Source organism: Streptomyces sp. NPDC057136 (assembly GCF_042670885.1).
Lineage (GTDB): Bacteria > Actinomycetota > Actinomycetes > Streptomycetales > Streptomycetaceae > Streptomyces.
In genome coordinates this window covers 1-5,299 of the sequence record NZ_JBHUUV010000088.1, presented here as the reverse complement: position 1 = coordinate 5,299, position 5,299 = coordinate 1, and the positions used below count along the sequence as shown (strand labels likewise).

At 67.8% G+C, this 5,299-nt stretch carries 2 protein-coding genes; both read right to left on the bottom strand.

Annotated features, from left to right (window positions below):
* A partial coding sequence (locus ACFT7S_RS38505; protein ID WP_382741179.1) for a condensation domain-containing protein occupies positions 1-1,805 on the bottom strand: 1,805 nt, incomplete at its 3' end.
* The coding region (locus tag ACFT7S_RS38500) for an amino acid adenylation domain-containing protein (RefSeq protein WP_382741177.1) at positions 1,805-5,299 on the bottom strand (3,495 nt) is incomplete at its 5' end. The genes ACFT7S_RS38500 and ACFT7S_RS38505, both read right to left, overlap by 1 nt.

Sequence of the window (5,299 nt, the reverse complement as noted above, 5' to 3'; positions counted from 1 at the left end):
ACCACCGACTCCGAGCCCACCCCCACCCCACGCAGATAGTGCGCCAGACGGTTCGACCGTGCCATCAACTCCCCGTAATCGACGGAATCGTCACCACACACCACCGCCACCGCACCCGGGGACGCAGCAGCCCGCTCAGCGACCAGCTCATGCACACCACCCACCACAGGCAACGGCTCAGCCGTCTCATTCCACTCGTGCACCAGCACGTCACGCTCATCGGAGGCCAGCATCGGCAGCTCACCCACCCGCTGCCCCGCATTACTGGCAACCGCATCCAGCACCGCCACCATGTGCCGGGCCAGCCGCTCGACCGTCACCGCATCGAACAGCGCGGTGCTGTACTCGATCACACCCGACAGCGCGCCACCGCCGTCCGTCAGCATCAGCCGGAGATCGTACTTGGCAACGACATCGCCTTCGACGCTCCCCAACGCCAGTCCGGTCGCTCCGCCTTCGGAGTCGCCCTGGCGGTCATGAGACGGGTCCCGTGACTCGCGGCTCTGCTGCCCGTCCTCGGTGAAGTAGTTGAACAGCACCTGGAACAACGGGCTGCGCGACCTGTCCCGCTCCGTGACGAGTTCGTCCACCAACTGCTCGAACGGCAGGTCCTGATGCGCGTACGCGTTGAGAGCCATCTCCCGTACGCGGCCAAGGAGTTCCTCGAACGTCGGGTCGCCGGACAGATCGGTGCGCATCACCAGCGTGTTGATGAAGAAACCGATCAGGTTCTCGGTCTCGGCGCGGTTCCGGTTCGCGACGGGTGTGCCCACCACTACGTCGTCGGTGCCCGCGTATCGGCTGAGGAGGACGTCGAACGCCGACAGCAGCGTCATGAACATCGTCGTGCCCCTGCGACGGGACAGCTCGCGCAGGGCCTCCGCAGTCCGCGCCGGAACCGTGAACTGCGCCATCGCGCCGGCAGGCGACCATACCGCCGGTCGCGACCGGTCCGTGGACAGCTCCAGGACCGGCGTCCCGCCCAATTGCCTTCTCCAGTACGACAGTTGTCCTTCCAGTACCTCCCCGTCCAACCACTGCCTCTGCCACACGGCGAAATCGGCGTACTGCACGGCAAGCGGCGGCAACGGGTCCGGCCGGCCGGCGCGGAACGCTTCGTAGGCAAGGGACAGCTCGTCGCGGAAGATCCGCTTCGACCATTCGTCGAAGGCGACATGGTGCATCGACAGTGCGAGTACGTGCTCGTCGGGAGCCAGCCGGATCAGCAGGGCCCGGATCAGCGGGCCACCCGCCAGATCGAAGGGCAGCGCCGCGTCCGCGGCCATCAATGCCCACACGGCCGATCCGCGGTCCGCGTCGCCGGACACGTCGGTCACCGGCAGAGGGAGGGGCGCCGGAGGGTCGATCACCTGGTGCGGCACGCCGTCGGCGCCGGCCACGAGCCGGGTTCGCAGGACTTCGTGCCGGGCGACGATCGCGCTCAGTGCGGCGTTGAGCGCGGGCATGTCCAGCGCTCCGCCGAGCCGTATCGGCATGGGCACGTTGTACTCGACCGAGCCGGGGTCGAGCTGGTCGAGGAACCACAGGCGCTGCTGGGCGAAGGACAGCGGCAACCGCTCGTTGCGATCTGCGACCAGCATCGGCGGGGCCTGGCCGGCCTGCCGTTCGAGCTTGCGGTCGGCCAGCAGTTCGATGATCTCGTCCCGGCAGCTTTGGAGCTGGATCCGGAGTTCCTCAGTCAGAACACCCTTGGGCGCGAAGACCCGCAGCCGACCGTCGGTGACACTGAAGCGGACGCCACTGTCCTCGAGCGTCTGCAGAAGCCCCACAGGGGAGATGGTCATCAGGAAACCCCGTTCTCGTCGAACTCTGCACCCTGCGCGTAACTGTTCAGGCTCTGAAGCACATCGTCTTCCGGCATGTGCTCGATCTCGTACCAGATGCGCTCTTCGACCACAGCCGCCAAGCCCCTTACGGTCGGTTGGTCGAATAATGCGGAGAGTGGGATCTCGAGCTCGAAGGTGTCCCGGATGCGGGAGGCCACCTGCGTGGCGAGCAGCGAATGTCCACCCAGCTCGAAGAAGTTGTCCGTGGCGCCGACCCGGTCCACCCCGAGTACCTCGGCCCAGAGCCTCGCCAACGATTCCTCCGCGTCACCTGACGCAGCCACGAACTCCTCCAGCTGCGGCCGCTCCCCGTCCGGCTCCGGCAGTGCCGTACGGTCGAGTTTGCCGTTCGGGGTCAGGGGCAGCGCCGCCAGCTCCACGAAGGCCGCCGGGATCATGAAGGCCGGTAGCCGCCCCGCCGCGAACTCTCGCACCTCACTGACCGGTGGGATGCCGTCCGCCTGGTCGGCGGGGACGAGGTAGGCCACCAGGCGACGGTCCTCCACGTCCCCGAAGGCGACCACCACGGCGGTCCGGATCTCCGGATGGCCGGCGAGGACGGCTTCGATCTCGCCGGGCTCGATCCGGAACCCGCGCACCTTGACCTGGCCATCCGCACGACCCACGAAATCGAGCTGCCCGTCTGCCAGCCAACGCGCCCGGTCACCGGACCGATACATCCGCGTGCCATCAGCCGCGAACGGGTCCGCCACAAACCGCTCGCCCGTCAGACCGGGCCGGCCCCGATATCCCCGAGCCACCTGCGGGCCCGCGATATACACCTCACCCGGGACCCCCACCGGAACGGGCCTCATCGACCCGTCCAGCACATACACCTTGGCGTTGGCAACCGGGGAGCCGATCGCGGGCATCCTGCGCACGTCGGCGGAGACGTCGCCGGTGGTCACCATGACCGTCGCCTCGGTCGGACCATAAGTGTTCACCAGCCGACGACCGGCCGCCCACGCTCGGGCAACCGGCTCCGTCAACCGCTCCGCACCCAACAACAACGTCCCGATACCAGGCACGTCCTCCGGATCCAGAACACCCAGCAGGGACGGCACCACACTCGCCGCCCCCACACCACCGGCACGGATCAAGGCAGTCAACTCCGCCGACTCCGTCCGCTCCGCGGACGTCGCCACCACCAGCACACCACCCGACGCCAACGTCACTGCCACATCCAGCACCGCCGCATCAAAACTGAACGACGCGAACTGCAACACCCGCACACCCGGACCCGCACCCAACACCGGACCCAGAGCCGACACCATGCCCACCACACTGCCGTGCGCGACCTGCACACCCTTCGGCCGACCCGTCGACCCCGAGGTATAGATCACATACGCCAACCGATCCGGATCGGTGGCTACTTCAGGCGCCGACGACGGCAACTCCCTCAGCGCACCCATCGTGGCCGGATCATCAAGCAACACCACACGCTCCGCAGACAGCGTCTCGACCAGCGACCGCTTACCCACCACCACCTGCACACCCGCATCAGCGAGCATGAACTCCAACCGATCCGCCGGATACTCCGGATCCAGCGGCAGATACGCACCACCCGCCTGCCACACCGCCAACACCGCAACAACCATCTCGACGCCACGCGGCAGACACAGCCCCACCACCGACTCCGCACCCACACCAGACCCACGGAGGTATCGCGCAAGCCGGTTCGCCCGCGCCATCAACCCGCCATACGTCAGCGACACATCACCCGACACCACCGCCACCGCATCCGGGGTCGCGGCCGCCCGCTGCGCAATCAGCTCATGCACCCCACCCACCGACGGCAACACCACCGAAGACGCATTCCACTCCCCCACGACCAACTCACGCTCACCCGCCGAAAGAACCGACAGCTCACCCACCCGCTGTCTGGCGTCCACCGCGACGGCCTGGAGTAACGCGACCAAATGCCCGGCCATCCGCTCCACGGTCCCCGCGTCGAACAGCGCAGTGCTGTACTCGAAGGCTCCCGCCAGGTCACCGTCCCTGTCCGCCAGCGTGACGGCCAGGTCGAAGTTCACTGAGGTCGCCGCCAGTACGTCGACCGAGGACGCATCGGCGTCCTCACGCGCGTCGGGGTGAACCTGGTCGTCTTCGTGACGCGCGGGCCCCTCGGGCGTGTAGTTGAAGAACACCTGGAAGAGCGGAGTACGGGACCGGTCCCGTTCCGTGACGAGGTCGTCCACCAACTGCTCGAACGGCAGGTCCTGATGCGCGTAGGCGGCCAGCGCCACCTTCCGTACGCGGCCGAGGAGTTCGGTGAAGGGCGGGTCGCCGGACAGGTCGGTTCGGAGCACCAGCGTATTCACGAAGAACCCGATCAGGTCCTCCGTCTCGGCGCGGTTCCGGTTGGCGACCGGCGTGCCCACCACCACGTCGTCCGAGCCCGCATACCAGCCGAGCAGCACGTTGAACGCGGCCAGCAGCGTCATGGACATCGTCACGCCGTTCTTGCGGGACAGGGCCCGCAAGGCGTCCGCGGTCTGCGCGGGGACAGTGAAGTCGGTCACCGCGCCGTCGGTGGACCGCACCGGTGGGCGAATCCTGTCCGTCGGCAGTTCCAGGACGGGCAGAGCCGCCAACTGTTCGCGCCAGTAGGTCAGATGGCTCGCCAGTACGTCGCCGTCCAGCCACTGCCGTTGCCATACCGCGAAATCGGCGTACTGCACGGCCAGCGGCGGCAACGGGTCCGGTTCGCCCGCGCGGAACGACTCGTAGAGCGCGGAGAGCTCCTCGCGGAGTATCCGTACCGACCACTCGTCGAAGGCCACGTGGTGCACGGCCAAGGCCAGTACGTGCTCGTCGGGAGACACCCGGATCAGGGTGGCCCGGACCAGCGGCCCACGGGCCAGGTCGAACGGTGCCATCACCTCTGCGGCCACCAGCTTCCGCGCGGCCGCCACCCGGTCGTCGTCCCCGGACACGTCCGCCAGCGGCAGCACGAAGGGTGCCGGCTCGTCGATCACCTGGTACGCGACACCGTCCGCGCCCAGCACCAGTCTGGTCCGCAGCACCTCATGCCGCGTCACCACAGCGCCCAGTGCCGCGGTCAGTGCCGCGACGTCCAGGTCGCCCGGCCATCGCACCAGCAAGGGAACGTTGTACTCCGTTGATTCCGGCTCGAGTTGATCGAGAAACCACAGGCGCTGCTGCGCGAACGACAACGGCAGCTCGTGGTCCCGGCTCACCGCCGTGATGGGCGGCGCTGCGATCCCCTGGGCCGAGTTGTCGACCACGGCGGCCAGGCCTCGGACCGTCGGATGGTCGAACATCGCGGAGAGGGCAATCTCGGTTCCGAACACGGTCCGTATGCGGGACACGACCTGGGTGGCGATCAGCGAATGCCCGCCGAGTTCGAAGAAGTTGTCCTGGGCTCCGACCCGGTCGACTCCCAGCACCTGCGCCCAGACACCCGCCAACAGCTCCTCGGTCGCGTTGGC